The organism is Thermocoleostomius sinensis A174 (assembly GCF_026802175.1).
GTDB lineage: Bacteria > Cyanobacteriota > Cyanobacteriia > Elainellales > Elainellaceae > Thermocoleostomius > Thermocoleostomius sinensis.
In genome coordinates this window covers 5,075,221-5,096,798 of record NZ_CP113797.1, presented here as the reverse complement: position 1 = coordinate 5,096,798, position 21,578 = coordinate 5,075,221, and the positions used below count along the sequence as shown (strand labels likewise).

Annotated in this window: 21 protein-coding genes; 14 read left to right on the top strand and 7 right to left on the bottom strand. The window is 48.6% G+C overall.

Features of this window, described 5'->3' with window-relative positions:
• The first annotated feature begins 13 nt into the window (after positions 1 to 13).
• Both OXH18_RS21950 and OXH18_RS21945 read left to right on the top strand, forming a co-directional pair.
• Complete coding sequence (locus OXH18_RS21950; protein WP_268613233.1) at positions 14 to 1,651, top strand: acetolactate synthase large subunit; 1,638 nt, start codon at positions 14 to 16, stop codon at positions 1,649 to 1,651.
• Positions 1,652 to 1,718: 67 nt separating this feature from the next.
• Positions 1,719 to 2,336, top strand: coding sequence for a hypothetical protein (locus tag OXH18_RS21945; protein WP_268609611.1), 618 nt, complete (start codon positions 1,719 to 1,721; stop codon positions 2,334 to 2,336).
• Positions 2,337 to 2,361: 25 nt separating this feature from the next.
• On the opposite strand, the gene OXH18_RS21940 is transcribed toward OXH18_RS21945, so the two are convergent.
• On the bottom strand, positions 2,362 to 3,369 hold the full coding sequence (locus OXH18_RS21940; protein ID WP_268609610.1) for a midas domain-containing protein: 1,008 nt from the start codon (positions 3,367 to 3,369) through the stop codon (positions 2,362 to 2,364).
• Positions 3,370 to 3,863: 494 nt separating this feature from the next.
• On the opposite strand from OXH18_RS21940, the gene OXH18_RS21935 reads away from it, so the two are divergent.
• From OXH18_RS21935 to OXH18_RS21920, 4 genes are all read left to right on the top strand, one after another.
• Positions 3,864 to 5,213, top strand: coding sequence for an O-antigen ligase family protein (locus tag OXH18_RS21935; RefSeq protein WP_268609608.1), 1,350 nt, complete (start codon positions 3,864 to 3,866; stop codon positions 5,211 to 5,213).
• Positions 5,214 to 5,507: 294 nt separating this feature from the next.
• A complete protein-coding gene (locus tag OXH18_RS21930) occupies positions 5,508 to 6,242 on the top strand; it encodes an S-layer homology domain-containing protein (RefSeq protein WP_268609607.1) in 735 nt (244 codons plus the stop codon).
• 214 nt (positions 6,243 to 6,456) lie between these two features.
• The gene (locus OXH18_RS21925; RefSeq protein WP_268609606.1) at positions 6,457 to 6,756 is read left to right on the top strand and encodes a Mo-dependent nitrogenase C-terminal domain-containing protein; all 300 of its coding nucleotides are present in this window, start codon (positions 6,457 to 6,459) and stop codon (positions 6,754 to 6,756) included.
• Between the two features lie 344 nt (positions 6,757 to 7,100).
• Positions 7,101 to 8,159 (top strand): hypothetical protein, encoded by a 1,059-nt coding sequence (locus OXH18_RS21920; protein WP_268613232.1) that lies wholly within the window; start codon positions 7,101 to 7,103, stop codon positions 8,157 to 8,159.
• Positions 8,160 to 8,265: 106 nt separating this feature from the next.
• On the opposite strand, the gene OXH18_RS21915 is transcribed toward OXH18_RS21920, so the two are convergent.
• Positions 8,266 to 9,132 carry an alpha/beta fold hydrolase gene (locus tag OXH18_RS21915; RefSeq protein WP_268609604.1) on the bottom strand — a complete coding sequence of 289 codons (867 nt, stop codon included), beginning with the start codon at positions 9,130 to 9,132 and terminating at the stop codon, positions 8,266 to 8,268.
• Positions 9,129 to 9,548 (bottom strand): acyl-CoA thioesterase, encoded by a 420-nt coding sequence (locus OXH18_RS21910; RefSeq protein WP_268609603.1) that lies wholly within the window; start codon positions 9,546 to 9,548, stop codon positions 9,129 to 9,131. The genes OXH18_RS21915 and OXH18_RS21910 overlap by 4 nt, the downstream gene beginning before the upstream one ends.
• Before the next feature lie 405 nt (positions 9,549 to 9,953).
• On the opposite strand from OXH18_RS21910, the gene OXH18_RS21905 reads away from it, so the two are divergent.
• A complete protein-coding gene (locus OXH18_RS21905; protein ID WP_268609602.1) occupies positions 9,954 to 10,394 on the top strand; it encodes an NUDIX hydrolase in 441 nt (146 codons plus the stop codon).
• A 15-nt stretch (positions 10,395 to 10,409) separates the two neighbouring features.
• Here the strand turns inward: OXH18_RS21905 and OXH18_RS21900 are convergent, their stop codons facing one another.
• Positions 10,410 to 10,562 (bottom strand): hypothetical protein, encoded by a 153-nt coding sequence (locus OXH18_RS21900; RefSeq protein WP_268609601.1) that lies wholly within the window; start codon positions 10,560 to 10,562, stop codon positions 10,410 to 10,412.
• Positions 10,563 to 10,760: 198 nt separating this feature from the next.
• Between OXH18_RS21900 and OXH18_RS21895 the strand changes: the two genes are divergently transcribed.
• Together OXH18_RS21895 and OXH18_RS21890 are read left to right on the top strand one after the other, a co-directional pair.
• Positions 10,761 to 11,147, top strand: a complete 387-nt coding sequence (locus tag OXH18_RS21895; RefSeq protein WP_268609600.1) for a Mo-dependent nitrogenase C-terminal domain-containing protein — start codon at positions 10,761 to 10,763, stop codon at positions 11,145 to 11,147.
• A gap of 168 nt (positions 11,148 to 11,315) precedes the next feature.
• The gene (locus tag OXH18_RS21890; protein ID WP_268609599.1) at positions 11,316 to 12,704 is read left to right on the top strand and encodes a TIGR04283 family arsenosugar biosynthesis glycosyltransferase; all 1,389 of its coding nucleotides are present in this window, start codon (positions 11,316 to 11,318) and stop codon (positions 12,702 to 12,704) included.
• 44 nt (positions 12,705 to 12,748) lie between these two features.
• On the opposite strand, the gene OXH18_RS21885 is transcribed toward OXH18_RS21890, so the two are convergent.
• Positions 12,749 to 14,707: a DUF1565 domain-containing protein gene (locus tag OXH18_RS21885; RefSeq protein ID WP_268609598.1), complete on the bottom strand. Its 1,959-nt coding sequence runs from the start codon at positions 14,705 to 14,707 to the stop codon at positions 12,749 to 12,751.
• A 326-nt stretch (positions 14,708 to 15,033) separates the two neighbouring features.
• On the opposite strand from OXH18_RS21885, the gene OXH18_RS21880 reads away from it, so the two are divergent.
• Complete coding sequence (locus OXH18_RS21880) at positions 15,034 to 16,146, top strand: thiamine phosphate synthase (protein ID WP_268609597.1); 1,113 nt, start codon at positions 15,034 to 15,036, stop codon at positions 16,144 to 16,146.
• A 191-nt stretch (positions 16,147 to 16,337) separates the two neighbouring features.
• Positions 16,338 to 16,568 (top strand): sulfur carrier protein ThiS, encoded by a 231-nt coding sequence (gene thiS / locus OXH18_RS21875; RefSeq protein WP_268609595.1) that lies wholly within the window; start codon positions 16,338 to 16,340, stop codon positions 16,566 to 16,568.
• 145 nt (positions 16,569 to 16,713) lie between these two features.
• Here thiS and OXH18_RS21870 read toward each other — a convergent pair whose 3' ends face one another.
• Positions 16,714 to 17,244, bottom strand: a complete 531-nt coding sequence (locus OXH18_RS21870) for a hypothetical protein (protein ID WP_268609594.1) — start codon at positions 17,242 to 17,244, stop codon at positions 16,714 to 16,716.
• A 10-nt stretch (positions 17,245 to 17,254) separates the two neighbouring features.
• On the opposite strand from OXH18_RS21870, the gene OXH18_RS21865 reads away from it, so the two are divergent.
• The 3 genes from OXH18_RS21865 (at position 17,255) to OXH18_RS21855 (ending at position 19,910) form a co-directional block, all read left to right on the top strand.
• Complete coding sequence (locus OXH18_RS21865; RefSeq protein ID WP_268609593.1) at positions 17,255 to 17,383, top strand: hypothetical protein; 129 nt, start codon at positions 17,255 to 17,257, stop codon at positions 17,381 to 17,383.
• 164 nt (positions 17,384 to 17,547) lie between these two features.
• Entirely contained in the window at positions 17,548 to 18,510 is a 963-nt protein-coding gene (locus OXH18_RS21860; protein ID WP_268609592.1) for a DUF1517 domain-containing protein, read from the top strand.
• Positions 18,511 to 19,712: 1,202 nt separating this feature from the next.
• On the top strand, positions 19,713 to 19,910 hold the full coding sequence (locus OXH18_RS21855) for a DUF2949 domain-containing protein (protein WP_268609591.1): 198 nt from the start codon (positions 19,713 to 19,715) through the stop codon (positions 19,908 to 19,910).
• A gap of 336 nt (positions 19,911 to 20,246) precedes the next feature.
• Here OXH18_RS21855 and OXH18_RS21850 read toward each other — a convergent pair whose 3' ends face one another.
• A complete protein-coding gene (locus tag OXH18_RS21850; RefSeq protein WP_268609590.1) occupies positions 20,247 to 21,242 on the bottom strand; it encodes a calcium-binding protein in 996 nt (331 codons plus the stop codon).
• Positions 21,243 to 21,578 lie beyond the last annotated feature (336 nt).

Below are 21,578 nucleotides of genomic sequence, written 5' to 3'. Positions count from 1 at the left end.
CTATATGACCGAAATGAATACGGCTGAATTACTCGTTCGATGCTTGGAAAATGAAGGCGTTGAGTATGTATTTGGACTTCCAGGTGAAGAAAATTTGCATGTTCTGCAAGCCCTGAAACAGTCTTCTATTCAGTTTATTACCACCCGCCATGAACAAGGGGCTGCCTTTATGGCTGATGTGTATGGGCGGCTAACAGGCAAAGCAGGAGTGTGTCTGTCTACACTTGGACCGGGCGCAACGAATTTGATGACAGGAGTGGCCGATGCTAACCTCGATCGCGCGCCGTTGGTGGCCATTACCGGACAGGTAGGAACCGATCGAATGCACATCGAATCCCATCAGTATCTGGATCTGGTGGCTATGTTTGCACCTGTCACAAAATGGAATACACAGATTGTTCGCCCTAGCAACACCGCAGAAATTGTGCGAAAGGCTTTCAAGCTGGCTCAAAGCGAAAAGCCCGGGGCAGTACATATTGATTTGCCAGAAAACATTGCCGCAATGAAAGTGGACAGTAAACCCCTGAGAACGGATACCCGTGAACGGGTCTATGCCTCTTTCCAAAGCATCGAGCGAGCCGCCGCTGCTATTTCCCAAGCTCAAAATCCCCTGATTTTAGTAGGAAATGGAGCCATTCGCGCCCACGCCAGTGAAGCCTTAACCGAGTTTGCGACGACGCTGAACATTCCCGTTGCCAATACGTTTATGGGCAAAGGTGTCATTCCTTATACCCACCGGTTGGCGCTGTGGACGGTGGGGCTTCAGCAGCGAGATTACATTAGCTGTGGTTTTGACAATACCGACTTGGTGATTGCAGTCGGCTATGATTTGATTGAATATTCGCCCAAACGCTGGAATCCGCTGGGAGATATTCCTATTGTCCATATCAATATGACCCCCGCTGAGGTAGACAGCAGCTATATTCCAATGGCTGAGGTTGTGGGAGACATTTCAGATTCATTAGCTGAAATTTTGCGGCGCAGCGATCGCAACGGCAAGCCCGAACCCTATGCTGTACATTTGCGGGATGAGATTCTCTCGGACTATGAAGAACACGCCAACGATGCTGGCTTCCCAATCAAACCCCAAAAGTTAATCTATGATCTACGGCAGGTGATGGGACCGGAAGATATTGTAATTTCAGATGTGGGGGCCCACAAAATGTGGATCGCCCGTCACTATCACTGCGATTGTCCCAATACCTGCATTATCTCTAATGGGTTTGCTGCTATGGGAATCGCCATTCCAGGGGCCATTGCTGCCAAACTAGTTGCACCCGATCGCAAGGTTGTAGCCGTGACCGGAGATGGGGGCTTCATGATGAATAATCAGGAGCTAGAAACAGCGTTACGAGCTAAAACCCCCTTTGTAACGATTATCTTTAATGATGGTGGCTATGGACTAATCGAATGGAAACAAATTAATCACTTTGGTGAGTCTGCTTTTGTTCATTTTACCAATCCCGACTTTGTCCGCTTAGCTGAAAGCATGGGTGTTAAAGGGTATCGCGTCGAGTCTAGCACCGATTTTGTCCCCATTCTTAAAGAGGCCCTAAGTCAAGATGTACCAGCCGTGATCGACTGTCCAGTAGATTATCGCGAAAATTTACGCTTTAGTCAAAAAGCGGGTGATCTTAGTTGTGAAATTTAGTCACTCAACCAAAATAAGCATAATCGGGTTTTCATTCCATCTCATGTTCCTAGTATGAGTAAACGCTATGTATCCCACAATGGAAATGCGCTGGTTTTGGCCCGATTGCCTGCCGCTTGTTGTTCACCAATGGTTTGATCACCAGATGCCTTCCCCACCCTCCGAGCGGGAAGACTGGTATCTCTGTTTACCAGATACGGTAAATTTAGGGATTAAAGTTCGGGAAGGCAAGCTAGAAATCAAAAAGCGACTGATCGATCGAGGAATAGTTTCGATTAACGATCGAGTAGAAGGGCAGTTGGAACAGTGGGTGAAGTGGGGCTTCGAGTCGTCGTCAGTCATTGATTTTACCCATCCGTCTGATACTTGGCTATCGGTGAAAAAAGCCCGTCAACAGCAGACTTACATTCTCACAAACACCGATCAAATTGAGAGACTTGAGGCGGATACAAACATTTCAACCACCGTCACCCAAGGGTGCAACTTGGAGCGGGTTGAACTCTCTGTTTTCGACCAATCGTGGGTCAGCATTGGCTTTGAAGCCTTTGGTCATGAAGCATCAGTCGAACAAACGCTGAAACGAACTATCAGTCATCTATTAAAACAAGCTGAGTTTCCCAGCCTCACAAGTGAAAACTCTTGCAGTTATCCAAAATGGTTAAAGCAGTTGGTGCAGCAAAACTAGTGCAACAGAAGTGAACTTCTAGCTGCTATTTTTCACTAGCTTTAGCGTCACTCGCTATTGCAACAGCTTCACTCTCTGTTTCTTCCTCCTCTACTGCGTCCTCAGCCATAGCATCTGCTTCAATTGGTTCAGTTCCTGCTACAGGCGCATCTGCTTCTGCTTCAGAGTTTTCATTAGGACTTTCTTCGTCATCTGCGAGTTCTTCGTCAATTTCTAACTCTGCATCTGTAGCGAGTTCATCTGCATCTGTATCTTCTTCTAGATCTTCTACGAAAGAAGTTACCACAGTCGCCTCGTGTGCTTCTTCGATATTTTCATCGGTTTCACCTTCCTCAGCATCGTTTAGGGATGCGGCAATGATTGATGCCTCCTCATCCGCTTCAGCTTCTTCCAGATCTTCCTCTACTGCTGGAGCGATCGATTCTTCGTCTTCATCATCTTCTTCCAACTCTTCACTTTCCTCATCCTCATCTGTTTCTAAATTTTCATCGATGGACGTTAGAGGGATCGATGCCTCGTCCTCATCCTCCATCTTCTCAGTTTCTTCATCCACTACTGTTGCAGCGATCGGCTCTTCATCCTCATCCTCATCTTCATCCTCATCCGCTTCTCGATCTTCTTCGCCAACATCAGCGGTGCTCTCTACAGTCTCCACGGTCGGCTCTTCCGCAGTTTCAAGCTCTTCAGTGTCCGCTTCAATCTCTGCCGTAGCAATGTCGGTATCTTCTGAGGGAATAGATTCCGAATCATCAGATTCAGCTTTCGGTTCCACGTCCGACTCTTCAGGGCTTTCAATTGTAACCGCATCAGGAGAGGCTGCCGCCGCCGTAACTTTTGTCTCATTGTTAATCGACTCTGTCTCACTTACCGCATCAGACTCAGGAAGGTTGGCTATTTCAGCCTTGGCAACTCTCTCTGATTCTACGACACCTCGCTCTTCAGGCATGGTGGAAGGCCAATCCTTATCCATCATCAATTGGCGAATCACGCTTTGATCAAGGTTCGTTTTTCCCAATTGCTGAGACCGTTCCACAATCCTCTGTCCCAGAGCTTCTCCCAGTTTGGTTGCTGTCGAAAGGTTAGCGATCGGCTGCGTTTCTGCTTGGGTAGCCATTAGCCGCTTCACCCAATGATCTAGCGCCTTGTTTCCCGTGCGAGTAGAAGGATTCAAGCCACTTTCAGCTATCACCTTTTTGGCACCTTTCTTAATCGATCGCTCGATTTGCTTTCCGTTTACTGGCGGTTGCGGCATTCAATCGGGTTCCTTCGCTTCTAGCGCTCGGTGGAAAATGAATGTGGAAAATAAATAGAGATGATGGCTACAGACAGCCTACAACACATCGCGAGATTCTTCTTGCTATCTCAAACACATTGCCGAGATTTAAGCCTTTAATACAGCCGAAGATCTAGCCAGCACAGAAATGTCGGCACAGTTGAGACGCCAGATGCTATAGTACAAAGGGTCTTACCACCAACTAACCGACAATGCTGGGGTGAGGCACTCTCTGGTGAGCTACAGGTTGGTGTATGGTGCACCCCGCAGCGATGTCCGATCGTCCCCGTTCGCTTCAATTTGACTTCTACCTGCTGCAAGGTAGCCTAGTTATATTGCCCTATGCGTCCTATGTGGGATTGGCCGGACTCGTTGGTTTGATTTTTTCGTTATTGATTAAATTCAAACGCACCGCTCTCGATCCAGTGACCCGCAATGGGTTACTTCTCCTCACCGGACTATTGCTACTCAGTTGTGGATTTGCCAACAATCGAGCGGAAGCCTTTCTGCAACTGGCAAACTTTCTACCGTTCTTTTTGCTGTTTGCCGTTGTACCGTTCGTGTTAAGCACCACCGAGCGGCTTGCTCAACTAGCGTGGGTATTGGTGATTAGTACCGTCCCTATCAATGCCATTGCTTTTGTTGAATATCTGTTACGCACCAGTTCTCTGCCCAGATCCATTCGTCGCATTCCGCTCATCCGCTGGGTGCGCGATCGACCTCACAGCGGCCGCGCCATTGTGATGTTCAATCATCCCAATGCTTTGGCCAGTTATCTAGTCCTGATCTTGGGACTAGGACTGGGGGTACTGTTCTATTGTGCAAGGCAACCATCCCAAGCCCTACGGCAACCATCATCACACTTCAAATTCTCTTTGAAGCCAAGAGCCGTGCTGCTTTTGCATCTCGCAACCTATGCCAATCTTCTGGGTATTTTTTGCTCAGGTTCCCGTAACGGACTCATCGTTGCCATCCTGCAACTGCTAGTGTTTGCCGTTCTGTGGGCCCGGCTGGTGCAATCGGCTCGCTCGATGTGGTGGATTAGCCTAGCTGGAATTGGCAGTATTCTGGTCAGCACGGCGTGGTTGGGGATCGGTGGACGATCGTTGTCGCTGACGGCTTGGGCTAATGATGCGCGGTTGCGGCTGTGGGCTGTGTCGCTGGATCTCCTGCGCGATCGACCCTGGTTTGGCTGGGGGTTGGGAAATTACAAATTTCAGTTTGCCGATCGCCTGCTAGAGCTTTATCCAACTTGCGAAGCGGTACGCACCAACCCCGTCGTACCCGTTGAATGTGCAGATGTCACTCATCCGCACAACTTCTGGCTGATGCTGGCAACCGAAGCAGGACTTTTTGTGGCGATCGGGTTTGTGGCATGGGTGGGATACATCTGCGTTCAGGCGGTGATCTCACGGCTAACCAAACCATCAACAGCCCTGGATGCAATATTTATTGGATATCTGCTAGCGTTCGCAGGCTGTGTTGCCTTTGCTTGCTTCGATGTCACCCTTTATGATGGGCGGGTGAATGCACTAAACTGGGTGATTTTGGCAGGCATTTATGCAACAGGGGGAGACGAAACAGAAAGGAAAAAGGAAGGATAAAGGGCATGGCTGAATTGCGGAATGATCTGACTGCCTCCCCCTTCCCTCGCCCTCAACTCCGAACCCCCAATTCTTCCACGGGAACTTTTGCAACAAAACAACACGTCTTCTAGGTCAGTTGATTCATCCAAGTGGGCAAACTAGCCGGGTGATGTCTAACTTTAAGCTCGTAGACGATCATGAGTAAGGAGGGTTTTGCTTAGAGTTACAGCGAAGATAGTGTCACATCCTATTCGGTTGGTCTGAAATTCAGAGTGCATAACGGAAGGGGGGCGTCTCCTCGCGTTCTCTAACGTGGATAAAACTGAGCAGGTTTATCCTGCTTGGGGTGTGGTTAAAGGAGTGGTTCCGATGGAGCGGTTTATGAGTGCCCTTTCCCTGACCCTGCTCCTGACGGGTCTTTTTACAATTGCCCAAGTTCAATCTCCGCCGGAAGCGGCTAATCGAGCAGTGGAGGTGGGATTGACAACCGATTTTGATGGCAAAGTCCGACACGAAGAAACGATCAGTCGGGCTGAATTGGCTCATATCCTCGTGAAAACCTTTGAGCTACATGAACGATCGCCCCAACCCCAACCGATCGCCACGATTCATGATGTCCCCCCTTCCCACTGGGCCTATGACGACATTCAGCTTGTGCTGCGTCATGGAATTATGACGGGCTATCGCGAAGGTCAGTTTTATCCTGAACAGCGTGTAACACGGGCAGAAGCATTTGCCATCTTTGCCCAAGCTCATGGGGTATTTCAATTTTCCGATCAAGCGATCGATCGAGTTCTAGCGCCGTATCCGGATGCTAAGAAAATTCCTTACTGGGCCAGAAAACCCATGGCAACGGCCGTTCATGAGGGGTTTGTCAACCTTAAAACCTACAACCGTCTTGATCCCCTCAGCCCCATGACCCGAGAAGACCTGGCGTATGCGATTACGCTATATTTGGCCCGTCAACAACCATCCTCTAAATCTCTATGGCAGGCTATTCGCCCGAATACGTCACCGAATACGTCTACGTCACCATTTGTCCACTGAGTCAGCTTCAAGTTCACTAGAACTTTAGTGAATCCTTAACAGGTTTGTCGGTTTCTTTAACTAATCGTCTGATCCCCTGCTTATGCTGGTAGCAACCAGACGAACACCGACCCTTGAGCCATCATCTTTGCGTCCTTTCACCCCCCAGCAACCCTTTAGCAACTATCTGATTGTTCCATTTCTTAGGAGTTCTACAGACTATTTAGGTGCAACTATGGACTTTTCATCGACACTACGCACCAAACAAGCTTCCCGCTGCAATGTTCTTCAACCAATTCGTCAATGGTTAGATCGCGTTGAAATTCGCAATCCTCGAACGGCACATCGCATTGCCAAACTGATCCCGGCTCAATGTCCGTTTGAACGAGATATCAAAATTTTTGGATATACAGTGGCTCACATTCCGCCATTGTGCAAACTCAACCCATTCTACGAAGAGTTTGTAGGATTGCGGTTCCGAGCGCTTTGTTATCTAGCAGATGTATGCGGTGAAGACATTCAGCAGTATTGCTAGTTTGATGATGCTAGCTTCTGATACAGACTCGCTGTTGATCTCAAGCCATGATCTCTAGCGATCTTGCCCATCATTTATACTGATTCACAGAGAAAAATCGAAGCTAATCTCTGAAGAGGGGGCTGCTCACGGCGATCGAGCAAACGCTAGCAACTCCCTCTTTTTATATTCTCTTTGTCTGCTTTAGCAACTTCAGGACTACGCAGCGACATTGGCAACGGGGACTGTTGAGTTCTGGTTTTTTAAAGTCGTGCCATAATGATGCAACTGTTGCATGGCATTGCTCAATGGTTCAAGCGCTTCGTTCTAATTCCGGTTCTGGTTCTTTACACGTCCTGCCGTCAATGCAGGAACTGCCCAACGGCGTGGAACTGGAATTTCAATTACCCGATCCTGAAGATGATCAACTTTCCGATCAAGAATTTCAACGACAAATCAATACTGCGTGGCAAGTATGCGATCGCTTTGACCTGCAAACTGATATTTGGCGCGGGCGCATTCTACGAACCGTGCGCGATCGAGAAAAACGAGGCGGTGACGGACGCGGAACTGGGTTTCTCAACTGGTTGAAAGAACGAGAAATCAGCAAAAGTCAAGCCTACGCCCTGATTGAATTAGCTAACAGTGCTGACACGCTGTTACAGGATGGTAGGTTGGAACCAGAGGATGTGAATCACTTCAGCAAACGCGCCTTTGTAGAAACCGCCCAAGCGGCTCCAGAAGTCCAGCAAATGATCAGCGATCGGCTCAAAGAGGCAGAGGAAACGAACGCTTTGCCGCGTATTACTCAGCGCCAAGTGCGACAATTGTCGGATGAATGGACAGCGATGACCTCCGACCTATTGCCGATCGAAATTAAGGAAAAGGCAGCGAATAGCTCAGTTCCAGCGCGTTACTTAACGCCATTAGTTAAAGAACTGGAGAAGTTACCAGAATCACATCAAACCGTACTAAAAGCAGAGATTGCTGAAAATCCTGATGTGGACACTGTAAAACAAGCCACCGCAGAAGCACGGTATCTGGCTAAATACTTAACAGCAGCCAAGCAAGTTCAGGTACTTGATCCAGAAGCGATCGACCTAGAATCGGCACTGGAAGAAGCGTTACGAATTGGTTGTCTCAATAGCACAGCAGATTTAGTGAATTTAGCGTCTCAATTAGAACAAATGGTTGTTAAACTCTACACCACCTGGAAGCGCCTGAATACGTTATCAGAGCGAGTGTATTTAGATAGCGGAACTAGTACGCCCCACTTGCGATCGTTGCTGAGCCAACTAGCTCCATTGAGCAATGAAATCATTGAAGTAAATTTGGGTGAAGCTAATAGTCGCTTTGGTCGAACGATTCGCCTGAAAATCCTATCAACAGATACTTTCACCCATCAGATGAATGAACCGGAGTGAGCGATCCATGAGCGATCGATCCGAGTTGTAAGGTAGACGGGCGGTGCTGTCCCTACCGAGAACTACGTTCTATCCACATTTCTGTAACCGTGAGTGCTAGGTTCATTTACGCCGCATGAGCCGTCAGGAATTCTCGCATGTATTGGTTTACTAGGGTTGGTTTTTCTTGCTGCACCCAGTGACTACAATTGGGAATGTAGCGAACCGTAAAATCATCGACGTAGGCCTCAGTTCCGTAGGTGAGTTCGACACCCAATGCTGCATCGTTCTCGCCCCAGATTAGTAGCGTCGGAACACTGAGTTTGCTCCATTGGCGTGACGTGAAGCCCTGGTGAAAGATATTACGGTAGTAATTCACCATCGCAGTCAAAGCTCCCCGCTTGGCCGCTGCGTCCTTGTACATTTCTATATCTTCAGGACTGAATGCTGTCTTATCGATCGCCATACCGTTGAACGCATTCGCCACCATTTGATAATCCCCCGCTTGCAGGATCAACTCTGGTAAGACTGGAAGCTGGAAGAAAAAGATGTACCAACTGCGCAACAGTTGTGGGGCTGTTCGCAAGCCTTCTGCAAATTTAGCTGGGTGCGGCAGGTTCATCACAATTAATCGATCGACCATGTCTGGATGAGCATAGGCAAACTGCCATGCAATAGCTCCACCCCAGTCATGCCCGACCAACACACAGCGATCGTAGCCCAACCCTCGAATGACACCTTCTACATCCTTAATCAATTCCCCCATACGGTAAGCAGCAGTATCACTGGGTTTATCGCTGTCGTTGTAACCGCGTAAATCTAAGGCTACTACTTTGTAATCCTTAGCAAATTCAGGAATCTGATGTCGCCAAGAATACCAAAATTCAGGAAACCCATGCAGCATTAACATCAATGGGCCATCGCCCTGCGTAACATAGTGCAGCCGAACGCCGTTGCTAATCATGTAATTGTGTTGCCAGGAAGCAAGTGTCATTGACAAACTACCGCCAAATCGCCTAACGTCTCTTGTAGAATATCAGGAATGCTGCGAGGACGCAGCGTTTGTGCATCTACCCAAACCCAGAGAGCATCTGCGGTTAACACAAGGTTCCGTTCATTGGGTTTCCGAATTTCATAGCGTCGAGTCGTACAAGCACCACGCAGTTCTGCTACCCAGGTAGTGATGTTGAGAACATCACCAACTACGGATGGGCGCAGGTACTCGATTTCAATGCGGCGCATAACGAAAACTCCTCCCAACTCGCGGTATCGCTCTAGCGTCAAACCCAACGACTCAGAATGGGCGATCGCAGCCCGTTCCAAGTACTGTTGGTACACCGAGTTATTCACATGCCCAAGCACGTCAATGTCATTGGATTGAACGTGAATACGAATCGTAAAAGGTTGCATGGTTTAGATTGCCATATTAAATAAACGCTAGCCAATCAGATAACCTGTTCCGGTTCAATGTCTATTACCAAATCCTTAGACCAAAAACTCGACGCACTACTATAAAACCACTATAAGATTTCCGAGCTAGTTATGAAACTCAATCCTGTACGCCCAACATTCATTAGCCATACCCGTCAAACCAGTAGTTGCAATTAACCCGGTTCAGGCTAAAACGCTCATTCAAGCCCAACTCACCTAATACTGGGTCATTTGATATAAGCATTCTTTTTAAGCCTATCCCTTTTGACTCTAGAATCTCATCCTTCAAAAGGGGGGGATGCTAGTCATCCGGATGAGCGAGCCTTAAGTCAGAAAGTTTATTTTGATACAAATATCTGGATTTAGCGGTTCCTATTGCCATTTGTGACTTACAAAAATCCTGCTCCGACGGTTGATATTATTGTTGAACTGGTGCGTCGCCCAAATCGACCCATTATTCTGATTGAGCGATTAAATCCGCCCTTAGGGTGGGCGCTTCCAGGTGGGTTTGTAGACTATGGCGAGTCGGTCGAGGCGGCGGCACGACGAGAGGCAAAAGAAGAAATTGGGCTAGAGATCGATCTAATTGAACAATTCCAGGTGTATTCCGATCCTAGTCGCGATACTCGCTTTCACACAATCGCCATTGTGTTTTTGGCAACTGCCATTGGAGAACCCCAAGCGGGCGATGATGCTAAACACGTCGGAATTTTTGAGCCGTGGCAAACTCCTACACCGCTTTGCTTCGACCACGATCGCATTCTACGAGACTACTGGCACTATCGACACTATGGCATTCGTCCAACCCTATTCGATCGATCGTAAATTGTGTGAGTTGGATCAATCGTAAATTGTGTGAGTTGGATCAATTGCACGCTGCGGTTGTTCGGGATAAAACTGACCAGGTAGCGGCGATCGCCCAAAAACTGCCCCAAGGAATGTTAGCTTTACGCTTGTCAGCCCAAACCAACAGGAGAAGTAGTCCGTAAACATGATCAACCCTCTGTACCTTTAATCAATAACCCCTCTGTACCTTTAATCAATAACCAGAAAATAATGAAGCAATGGTTAAAATCGCTACAGGTCAATCGGAAAATTCAGTTTAAAACGGTTCCGATAAACCTAGTTTTGAAAGTGTAGAGAACACTATAAACTCCCCTCACCATCCTTCCAATGAGTTGAAATGTAACGATGAACGCTTGTAATACCAAACCCGAAAACTTACTATTAGCGCCATGGATTTGGCTAGAGCCGTCCCATGGAGACCTATCTGCGATCGATGTCTCAACCCCTACCCAACCGTCAAAGCAACGATTTGCGATCGATGTTTTTCGTCCTTTACGGGTGTGGTTAGATAGCATTCAAATTAATAATCCAAAGCTAGCGCATCAAATTTGTCAACTAGTTCCAGCCCAATGTCCCTTTGAGCGCGATCTCAAAGTGTTTGGACATGTTCTTGCTCATGTTCCACCAATGTGCAAACTGAATCCTGTCTACGATCAGGTGGTAGCATTACGATTTCGAGCGTTGTGTTACCTAGCTGATGAGTGTGGTGAAGATATTACGTCCTACTGCTAAATTTGCCGATAGCTGTCAAGCGAAATGAGGTTATCAAGGCTTATTAATTTATGCTGGTCAGTCATTACTTCTGGCGATGTCCTTCCCCAGTTCTCAGAATCTCTTCAGTTTATTCAAACCAATTGATGACATCATAAGTGGAGCGATCGGCAAGGAACTCTCTATCTATTGGCTGCTACAAAACATTTGATTGAACATCTCATCATCTTCACTCGCTATCCGCAACCCGGGCAGGCAAAAACCCGCTTAATTCCGGCGCTGGGTGCAGAAGGGGCGGCCGCACTACAACGGCAAATGACAGAACATACGCTGAAGCAGGTACAAACGCTGCTCAATCGGCGCTCGATTTCAACAACAGTTTGGTTCGCCGGCACTGAAAATCCAGAGGTCGATCGCCAGCAGATGCAAGCTTGGTTAGGATCGGCGTGGTGTTACTGTCCTCAAAGCGCTGGGAATTTGGGAAACCGCATGGCTTATGCGGTACAAGCGGCTTTCGGAATGGGTGCTCAGCGTGTGGTTGTCATCGGTACAGATTGTCCTAGTCTCGGTGCAGAGCAACTAGCACAAGCATTTCAAATTTTAGCAACCCATGATCTGGTGCTGGGTCCAGCAGTAGATGGCGGCTACTATTTGATTGGACTCAGTCGCATGATTCCAACGCTGTTTACTAACATTGCCTGGAGTACCAGCGAGGTATTTCAGCAAACCGTCACGGCCGCCAAGCAGGTAAACTTATCGATCGGCTATCTAGCTACACGGGCAGATATCGATCGCCCCGAAGACTTACCGATCTGGGAAACTGTGCGTCAAGGTATCACACCACCTGCCATTTCGGTGATCATTCCAACATTGAACGAAGCCCACCGCATTTCAGCATTGATTCAAGCCATCTTGCCACAGGGGCAACTCCCTAGACCCAATCAAGCCACCGAGTCAACCAACACTAATCTTGAAATCATTGTGGTAGACGGTGGCAGCCAAGATGATACTGTAACATTAGCGCAACAGTCCGGAGCAATTGTGTTGAGTGCTCCGACCGGACGGGCCCAGCAAATGAATCAGGGTGCACAGATTGCTGCTGGTTCTATCCTGCTATTTCTTCATGCTGATACCCGGTTGCCCGCCGATTGGATCGCCGATGTACAAGCAACCCTCTCCCGCCTGCATGTTGTCGCTGGAGCCTTTGAGCTACACATTGACGGACAAGAACCCGGACTGCGGTGGATCGAGTGGGGGGTAAAGTGGCGATCGCGTTTGTTACAGCTACCCTATGGGGACCAAGCTCTGTTTCTCAAAGCAGAAACATTTCACCAGCTTGGCGGATTTCCTGCTCTGCCAATTATGGAAGACTTTGTGTTTGTGCGACAACTCCGATCGATCGGGCATATTGCCATCGTCCCCCGTGCTGTCACTACATCAGCCCGGCGCTGGCACAAACTAGGCATCCTTAAAACAACACTAATCAATCAATTGGTCATTGGGGCGTACTTACTAGGGGTATCACCCGATCGCATCGCTCGCTGGTATCGCCAGGATGGCTCTGGTCGAAGGTCATAGCCCATCCCCGATCTGCTTTCACAAAGAAAAAATCATGATTCAAGTTATTCAATTTCGTGAATGACAGCCACTAACCCATTTTGGTTCAACCGTTGCACCACCTGTTCAGCATTGCCCCGATCGCTGAATGCTCCCACTTGGATCAGTGATTGTCCACCGATTTGCGTCATAAATGCATCCGGGACAATCGCTTGTACTAACGATCGCAACTGGTCGTTGTTGGCATCCACCACGACTCGATAGCGCAAACTGGCTCTGACAGCAGCGCTAGTCTGTGATCCATTGCTCCAAGGAGACGGTGTTCCTGCAATCCTGACTCGTGGCATATCTCCCACATTGCCAATCGGAATATCGCCCGAAGGCACAGGCAGTAAGGCGTTTGCCTCTGCTGCGTTGGCGGTGACACCTGTCGGCGGACGCATGGTTGGTTCGGCTTGGCTAGACTCAGGTGGTGGAACCGGAATCTCGATCGGCGCATTAAAAAGCTGTATGGCGCTAAGCGGCGGTGTCGCATGATCTAACACAGCAGTGGCAATGGTTTCAGGTGGTGGAACTGGAATCTCGATCGCGGTGGCGGTGGTAGATGAAGTTGTCACAGCCGCTGGTGTGGTCTGATTCGACGTTGATTGTTGCAACTGAGTGGGTTGGAGCGATCGGGAGGTAACTTGAGCAGAGACTTGGGCAGATCCGGGATGGCTAGGCCTTTGATGGATTGATCGCGGCTCGACGATCGCTGAATTGGATAAATCTGGATTAAAGGATTCTGCTGAGGTTTCTACGAAAGAACGAGTAGATGCCTGTGCATGCGGTAGTATCGCTGGTCGCGTGGTCTGAGAACTTGCTGGTTGGCGTGCAGTGGGTGCCGGGGGCAAGGCTGAGATCAGAATCGAGGAGTCCATAGCGGGCTGAATCGCAAGCAACGAGTCTGATGCCATAGGACTTCTTGGGTGGTGAATAGGGAGAGCAGAGGCTTGCCTGAATTCACTGGTGTCCCAACGATCGCTGCTTGAGCGAGGCAACTGCACCGGAGGCAGCACGGTGATTTGGTTAGACGATGGACGAACTGCTGTTGCTGGTGATCGAGCGGCGGTGGCTGTCACCGAAGCAAGCGACGCTGAGGGCACCGGGGGCAGCGTCGTGATCGCCGCTTTGGCGGAGACCGCAGGGGGTAACTCGGTAATGGCAGCAGTTGGCTGAATCAGGGGTTGCTCTTGAGGGGGTTGGGTTTGGGCGGTGCTGTTGGGTGAAGCAACGGTACGGCGACGAGCGAATCGATTTGTTTGCACCACTCTCGATCGATCGCCCGGGACAAAAACAGCTTGAGATAGACTGTCAGTAAAGGTGTTGTTAGCAATGAGTGAATTGTCGGAGTTGCTCCATAGCCCATAGCCTTGAGCATAAGGATTAGTTATCGTGACGCCAATCAACTGGGCCCGCTCGGCTCCCAGAAATGTAGCATTTTGCTCTATGGCATCAGCACTGGTAAATGTCCCGCCGCCGCGAATGATAATACCCTGCCCCTGCCGACTGGGATCACCCTGAACCGTCACATCGGATTTTAGCTGTAAGGGGAAGACTTCGCCTGTTTCGCGGCTGTAGGTTCCTGCTGCCAACAAAATAATGGTGTTAGCGGTTGCAACGTTTAAAGCATGGGTAATAGTGCGAAAGGGCGATCGCTGACTACCATCTCCGCTGTCATCGTTGCCCACGATCGAACTCACAAATAGAAGCCGCTGTGCTTCCGCCGTTGGTGAGGAAGCCCCAGGGAAATCCGCGAAGGAACTCGATTCGGCCTGTGCTGGAATGACTTCAGCCACTGCGGAATTAGGCAGCAACAAAGCACTGGTTTGCCATAACACAACCGTCAGCGATAGTCCAACCCAATTTCCAACCCAACTTAAATGTTCGGACGCAAAAGCCGAATGAGTGGCTGCTATGACCACAGATACGGAAGCACTGGCGCGCTGACAGGCAGGACGATGACAGGCAAGAAGTGAACGCATGAAATAAACTCCCGACGCCAACTGAAAAGGTGACTCAGCTTATTACTGCAAGTAGCGTTTTTTGATTGTAAATTCAAGATTAATTTCTATATGTAGCGTAATTCGAGACAAACCGGATCGATCGGGCAGAAATATTATTCTCTTGTAACAAAAATAGATCTCGACGAACAGCCAGCCACATCAGAAACAAGTTACAGCAATCGGCTGCTTCACTTGTGATCCGGACACTCGTCCAAGGTGAGCTTAATTTTCTCTAATTGTAGCAATGTAGCACTGTGTGTCGCTAGTACGGAACTGTTACGATAGAACAGGAGTGGAAAGATGGCATGGGCGACAGCTACAGTCAACACAACGATCGTCACGACGGCAGACAGTCCAGAGAGTTGCACCCCGCTTTCTCTAAGTTTGCTGTATATCGGATTCTCGATGCCAATTTAGACCGCGCTCGTGAAGGTCTACGGATCATCGAAGAGTGGTGTCGGTTTGGGTTAAACAATGCTCACTTTGCCAGTGATTGTAAGCAGCTTCGTCAAGAATTGGCTCAGTGGCATCGCGATGATATCCGGGCTACTCGCGATACGCCCAACGATTCAGGCACTGATTTAACTCATCCCCAAGAAGAGCAGCGATCGAGCGTGGCACAAGTGCTGCGGGTCAATTTCTGCCGCGTGCAAGAAGCACTGCGGGTGTTAGAGGAATATGGCAAACTCTACTTCCCAGAGATGGGAACTGCTTGCAAACACATGCGGTATCGCGTATACACCCTAGAGAGTAATCTCGAGCATCACAAGCGATTTCAAGTCCTGCAACAATCGTATTTATACTTGGTAACGGCTCCAGTGGTGAATTTGATCGAAACGGTCGAGGCAGCGTTACAAGGGGGGGTGACGCTGGTGCAGTATCGCGATAAGGAGTCCGATGATCTCACCCGTTTACACACTGCCCAAACATTGAAACAGTTGTGTCATCAGTATGGGGCACTGTTTCTGGTGAACGATCGGGTCGATCTGGCGTTAGCAGTCAATGCCGATGGGGTGCATTTAGGTCAGCATGATGTGCCGATCGCGTTGGCGCGTCAACTGTTAGGAAGTCAGCGCATTATTGGACGCTCAACTCATAGCCCTGACGATTTGCAGCGCGCAATTCAAGAAGGAGCCGACTATGTTGGCGTTGGGCCGGTGTATGAAACCCCAACCAAAGCTGGTAGACCCGCCGCCGGGGTTGAGTATGTGCGCTATGCGGCTGATCATGCCACCATACCGTGGTTCGCCATTGGTGGGATCGATTCGGAAAATCTTCACGATGTTTTGTCGGCAGGAGCAGAACGGGTGGCGATCGTGCGGGCCATTATGCTGGCGGAACAACCGACGCTGACTACCCAGTTTTTCATCTCTCAACTTGATCGCATACAAACGTTGAGACGGGTGAAATCACAATAACCCAACTAGATAAATCGTTGGGTTAGAGTTCTATTGACCGTTGACCGTTTAAGATGGTGTTTCAAGCCTGGTAACATCTCTTGATGCCTCCCCTGAGTAAGGAGAACAGCGACAGCCGGGGGTATGGAAGCAATGTATCTGAAACGCTATCACTTTAAAAGTATCTAAGAATATCTAGTGGTCTATTGGGTATGTCTACCTCGATTGATTCTTTTCAGCCGATTCAAGTGCAAGTGAATGGTGAGCCGCGTCAATGCCACCCGCAAACGCGATTGCCTGATTTACTCGAACAGATGGGGTTGAATCCGCGCCTTGTGGCAGTGGAATATAACGGCGAAATTCTGCATCGCCAGTTTTGGGACGGGACTGAAATTCAAGATGGCGATCGACTGGAGATTGTCACGATCGTTGGGGGAGGGTGAAGTAGAAGGCTAAAGGCTGAAGGCTAAAGGCTAAAGAGTGAAGAGTAAGAGTAACTCAAACCTTTGACCAGAACAAGATTAGAAACAGGAAGTGGTGTTAATCATCCTTGCAGGAACTAGCCGCAAATCTTAAATTTGGCAAAACTTACAGACTGCTTAGCGTTGTGTGTAACCAATTGACGTACTCTGCCTTTTGAGACCATTGCGTCATTAGGCGAGTACGGCGATTGCCAACCACAACATAAACTGTATGAAGCTCCGGCGAATATCGAGTAGGAGGCGCGGTGAAGCGGTGAATGCCTCTGATCTGACATCTGGGAATGCGGCGATATTGCCAGAGAATGCCAAAAATGTGTCGCCGGATAATTAGATAATTGGGTGTGATGCGATATTCGGAAACGCCAAACAGCGGCCAGAGGACTGTGAACAGAAAAAAACCTGCGATCACTAAACCAAAAACGATCGCAAACCGGACTTCAGGCAAGGTTTCCGGCCAATCCCTAGAAAATAACCCCTGCCAAGTTATGGAAATGTACCCCCAAACAAGCCCGCTTATCAGCACCAGAACTGGAATATCAATCCGGCTCATTCCAAAGCACTCACGGTAGAGAATTCGCCGTTCTGACCCGTTTTCAATGACCTTGAACCCATTTAGAGGCGTATCAGAATTCACCATAGGGCAGAGGGTGCAGCAGGAACTTGCTCATCTGTCGCACTTGTTCACCTTAGCAACCGATCGAGCGATCGCCAGTCCGGTTACATTTATGCGATCGCCATCTGATCGCATCGAAATTCAGTACGGTTATCTCTCCTGAATCGTCCCTAAAATCCCTCTTAAGCTTACTTCTGCCTTAAGCAGCAAAAGAGTAGACTAGAAATGTAGACAATTTGTAACATTCGGTAAATCAAGCAGGTTACGCTTAGCCCTGGGTATAGCCAAGCCGATCTTATCGTTCGTGAATTGGACAGGTACGGCAATATGCACAAAAAATTATTTGGATGGATTAAACCACTTTTAAAACCAGTGTTAGCGCTGATCTTAGTTGCAACGCTGGTTCTTGGCCATGCAGATGGAGCATTGGCCGCAAAAAGTGGTGGTCGCATTGGTGGCGGTAGCTTCAGAATGCCAAGCAGTGGCCCAACCTATTCCTCACCTCGCACCTATGCACCAGGCGGTGGGTATGGGGGTGGGTACTATCCCGGCGGTGGTTTTGGATTTCCCTTTGTAGTGCCCATTTTTGGCTTCGGTGGCGGTGGCTTATTCACGCTGCTAATTTTTATCGCAGTCGCCTCATTTCTGTTGCGCAGCTTCCGATCGATCGCAGGTAGCTCTGACTATGACAGCTACAGTGGCGCCGCTTCGCCAACCGTTTCCGTTGCCCGTCTGCAAGTAGGATTATTAGCAAAAGCACGAGGATTGCAAGCCGATCTCAATCGCATTGCTGAACATGCTGATACCAACTCTCCTGAAGGACTGGCCCAAGTGCTACAAGAGACAACCCTCGCGCTTTTGCGTCACCCAGAGTACTGGGTTTATGGTGGCAGCGACTCTCAGCAAACCCGTTTAGAAGCGGCTGAAGCTCAATTTAATCGTCTAGCCTTGACTGAGCGCAGTAAGTTTTCGGAGGAAACACTCTCCAATGTCAACAACCTGCTGCAACAAGCAGAGGCCCGTAAAGCCCTGGCTTCGTCGGGTGAACTCGCGCTTCCTGAAAATCCCAGCGAATACATCGTTGTAACACTGTTGGTAGCGGCACAGGGCAAACTCGAATTACCCGCTGTCAACAATGATCAAGATTTGCGTCGGGCTATTTCCCAGATTGGTGCGGTTTCCAGCGATCGGCTATTGGCGCTAGAAGTGCTGTGGACACCGCAAGCAGAAGGCGACACTCTTTCTGCTGAGGAAGTGTTGGTCGAGTATCCAGATTTGAAATTAGTATAAGGCGAACAATTTGTAGCTAGTCTGAACTAGTTTGAATCTGTGAAATAGGGGCTGAGAGCAGTCCCTATTTTTTGTTGAGTACGGTCGCGTATAAACCAAGTCAACCCAGAGAGTAGCCCACATTCGTACCCCTGCCCCTGTTTGATTGACTGGCAAATTTTTCTCCCCATCCCTCAATTCCTTCTCCCACGGGGGCGAAGGGACTTCAACCCAAAACCCAGGATCGAAAGCCCCTCCTGCCTGCTCTGGGAGAAGGGTTGGGGTGAGGTGATTCGAGGTTCGTCACTCAATCTCAATTAAGCCGCTGCACAAAAACAAATGGAGCAAGGGACTCCTGCTCCATCAGGTGCTCATGACAGTGAATAGAAAATCAAGTAAAAAGAAGCAAAAAATTAGTTTAGCCTAGCCGCTCGATCCAATCCTCAACAAGCTCGAAACACAGAAGACTGAGAAGACTGCTCAAAGCCGATTGAGCGACTCATTGAGGGCTGTCACTCTAGCTATGGGGAAACAAAAGCCAAGCTAGGGTTGGGGAAAACAGACAGCTAAACACAGAAACCACGAGAATCACGGTAAAAGCATCAAATAAATCTGGGGACATAGTGTGCCTCCAATTGAACCAGGGTGTTTAAAGGAGAGCAATTGGTATCATCTACGAACGGTTCCTCTCCTGTTTATGGCTTCAGCATTGGCTGTGCTTCTACCAGAAAAAGAACAAACTTTGTAACATCTCCTTGCTCTTCGTATTCAATTGTACAGAATTAATTTTAGTCCTGCCCTCTCAAAAAGCCCGATCGCAGGTGTGATCACCCAATCTCGTTCGTTGTAGAAACCGATCGCTGCCCCAAACCTATGATGCTGCGGTTACTACTGCTTCACTCGGCTATGTAGCTAGCCAGCCAGTGTGCAGTTCAAATCAGGGGCGTTACTCACGCAATATCTCTCAGAAACGTTTACAGTGTTCTCATTTTTTCTTCATCTTGAGCCGTAAGCTTGGAAACCACCAGAAATGCATTGACGTCGGTTTGAAGAGACTACTAATGAAGACAAAACCCGCAGAAACTCAGGGTCAGACCAAAGATTGATTCTTGCAATTTTCTTCCCCACAATTCTCAATTTCTCGCTATAATGCCTTCATTAAATTCTGAAATTCTGTTACAAAACTTCACTTAATATCAAATTAATTGACAGGGGGTGAGCCAATGATTCAGGAGCCGACCAATCGCGTCCAGCTAATTACGTTCCTCAGTGAGGAACTTGCTGTTCCGGCAGCCGCGATCGCCTTTGCACTACGTCAATGCGAGCAAAGTACAAACCTGATTCCCATGATTCTCTGGCAGTATGGGCTAATTACCCTTGAGCAACTCGATCGAATTTTTGACTGGATGGAAACCGCTTAAGGCTTGAACTGCATTTCGTCAAACTGAGAATTGCGAGTGAGCTATCGGAGATGACTGCAAAAATTGTGCACAAATAGCTTTACTGTGACATTGGTAGTCAGATAAGCATAGAAAACGCTCTAGCCCGCAGAAAGACTAGAGCGATCGAGGAGAAGGCTAAAAGAGAAGAAGGATGAATGAGATCCTTGACTAGAGGCAAAACTGTAGAGTTGAACGATCTTGGTGATTCGTTTGATTACTACAGAAAGAATTGAAGAAAGTTAAAGCAAAACCAATCTAGGAATTTAGAGAGGAAATAGTTGAGGCAGGTATAGCTGAGTGCTGGATTGAACGAAGCTATACATAGCGAAAGTCGCGACCAATGTTGACATTGGTACTGTCTTGCACAATGCCAATGCGATCGCGAACACCACGCGAGTCGGTAAAGTAGATTTCCGTATCTGTGGCGGAGGAACCAATGCCACTGACGCTTCTATATTCCAGGCTGTAGCTGCCGCCCGAAACGCGCTTCACTTCAATCCAATCGCGAGTCCAATCCCAATTAGCAATCACTGCATAGCCATCACCCGGTTCGACATAAGACACTCCCCAACTGCCACCTAAAACAAAGTAGTCGGTTCCAGAACCACCCATCAATGTGTCGATCTGCGCAATGGTGCTAGCCGTCGTGCCAAAGCCATTAAGGCGATTTACACCATCACCCGTGCCAAGTCCACCAACAAGTTGATCGTTGCCAAAACCGCCAATGAGGGTATCACTACCGTCTCCACCATCTAGATAATCGTTGCCATTGCCACCGTCTAGAAAATCATTGCCAGCTTCGCCCAGCATTCGATCGTTGTCGTTACCTCCATACAGCGTATCATTGCCAGAATAGCCATACAGCGTATCATTACCCGTCTCGCCGTAGATTAAATCATTCTCCGTCCAGCCATCCACATAGTCGTTGCCTGCACCCGCATACAAGATATCGTTGCCTGTGCCTCCATCCACTCTGTCATTACCCGTCCCTGCGTAAATCCGATCGTTGCCGTTGCCACCGTATAAATAATCATCACCAATCTCGTCGTGGTAGCTTGAAAAGCCAATGACATCATCACCATCTTCGCCGTAGATGAAATCATTGCCCCAACTGCCAATCAGCGCATCATTGCCAACGCCGCCATAGAGCGTGTCGTTACCATAGTCCCCGTACAGAAAATCATTGCCACCATTGCCATACAACCGATCGTCTCCGTAACCGCCAAAAACTGTATCGTTCCCTAACAAAGCATCGATTGTATCAGAGGCGCTGGTTCCATAAAGAACATCGTTTCCATTTGTAGCAGGCATGATTTGAACTCCCATTGATTCAATGACCGTTGCAGGACTTGGTAAAACCAATTTGCAGAGCTTGGTTTTGTAGTCCTATGGAGTTATCGCCGTCACGGAACAGAGTTATGCAGCCAGTTACAAACCTTGACAATAGCGAAGAGCCTCTACTAGTTGCGACGGTTTTCCTCCCTGCCACCTCGATTCCCGCCTCGCTACAGTAAGAAGGTAAGTCAACAAATGTTCATATGGGAACAGTGTCCACTTGCTAGTTTGTACTTCTGCTGTATTGATGACTAACCCGTTCACTCATTGCAAACCCTACAAACGACCAAAACCTAACCCTTGAAACTGTAG

Coding starts and splice junctions, on each gene's coding strand:
- OXH18_RS21900 (WP_268609601.1), bottom strand. CDS start 10,562: ATGTTTACGGACTACTTCTCCTGTTGGTTTGGGCTGACAAGCGTAAAG.
- OXH18_RS21950 (WP_268613233.1), top strand. CDS start 14: ATGAATACGGCTGAATTACTCGTTCGATGCTTGGAAAATGAAGGCGTT.
- OXH18_RS21850 (WP_268609590.1), bottom strand. CDS start 21,242: ATGCCTGCTACAAATGGAAACGATGTTCTTTATGGAACCAGCGCCTCT.
- thiS (WP_268609595.1), top strand. CDS start 16,338: ATGTCTACCTCGATTGATTCTTTTCAGCCGATTCAAGTGCAAGTGAAT.
- OXH18_RS21860 (WP_268609592.1), top strand. CDS start 17,548: ATGCACAAAAAATTATTTGGATGGATTAAACCACTTTTAAAACCAGTG.
- OXH18_RS21915 (WP_268609604.1), bottom strand. CDS start 9,132: ATGACACTTGCTTCCTGGCAACACAATTACATGATTAGCAACGGCGTT.
- OXH18_RS21910 (WP_268609603.1), bottom strand. CDS start 9,548: ATGCAACCTTTTACGATTCGTATTCACGTTCAATCCAATGACATTGAC.
- OXH18_RS21880 (WP_268609597.1), top strand. CDS start 15,034: ATGGGCGACAGCTACAGTCAACACAACGATCGTCACGACGGCAGACAG.
- OXH18_RS21855 (WP_268609591.1), top strand. CDS start 19,713: ATGATTCAGGAGCCGACCAATCGCGTCCAGCTAATTACGTTCCTCAGT.
- OXH18_RS21895 (WP_268609600.1), top strand. CDS start 10,761: ATGAACGCTTGTAATACCAAACCCGAAAACTTACTATTAGCGCCATGG.
- OXH18_RS21925 (WP_268609606.1), top strand. CDS start 6,457: ATGGACTTTTCATCGACACTACGCACCAAACAAGCTTCCCGCTGCAAT.
- OXH18_RS21920 (WP_268613232.1), top strand. CDS start 7,101: ATGCAGGAACTGCCCAACGGCGTGGAACTGGAATTTCAATTACCCGAT.
- OXH18_RS21870 (WP_268609594.1), bottom strand. CDS start 17,244: ATGGTGAATTCTGATACGCCTCTAAATGGGTTCAAGGTCATTGAAAAC.
- OXH18_RS21885 (WP_268609598.1), bottom strand. CDS start 14,707: ATGCGTTCACTTCTTGCCTGTCATCGTCCTGCCTGTCAGCGCGCCAGT.
- OXH18_RS21935 (WP_268609608.1), top strand. CDS start 3,864: ATGGTGCACCCCGCAGCGATGTCCGATCGTCCCCGTTCGCTTCAATTT.
- OXH18_RS21945 (WP_268609611.1), top strand. CDS start 1,719: ATGTATCCCACAATGGAAATGCGCTGGTTTTGGCCCGATTGCCTGCCG.